At 24.6% G+C, this 492-nt stretch carries 1 protein-coding gene; it reads left to right on the top strand.

Annotated features, from left to right (window positions below; all coding sequences use genetic code 11):
• A partial coding sequence (locus tag ACF91D_RS31735) for an acyltransferase family protein (RefSeq protein WP_392438694.1) occupies positions 1-328 on the top strand: 328 nt, incomplete at its 5' end.
• Positions 329-492: the final 164 nt, after the last annotated feature.

Genomic DNA, 492 nt, shown 5'->3' with positions numbered 1-492 from the left:
TTTCTTAGCATTTATAATTTATTTTAACTATCTTATTAGAAAGTATAAATCAATCATGCAAATACTAACTTTAATTGGTAATTACTCTATGGGTATTTATTTAGTTCATCCTTTAGTAAAATGGCTTGTTATGAAAATACCAATTTTTGATAATAGGGATAGCTTATTATTATACAGTATTTTATTTATTACTATCGTTATTATATCTGTAATAACCATTAATTTACTTATTAAAATTCCAAATGGAAACTATATAGTTCCAGTACCTAAAAGGTCAAAATTTGTAAGTAATCAAATTAATTATTCTAATCGTGAAGCAACAGATTAAATTACCCAATTTTTATAATTTTTTCTCCAAGAAAGAGGCTACTATAAACCAATTATTTCGGTTATTTAGTAGCCTCTAAAATATAATATCTATAGTAAACAGGACTGGTACAAAAATCAGTCCTGTTTTTTGATACAAAAAAGGCTCTTTGTCAAAGAGCCTTA

The organism is Staphylococcus sp. 231237_7MaSpsaltlick (genome assembly GCF_043107035.1).
The sequence above is the reverse complement of the archived record's forward strand: the minus strand, read 5'-3'. Positions and strand labels throughout refer to the sequence as shown.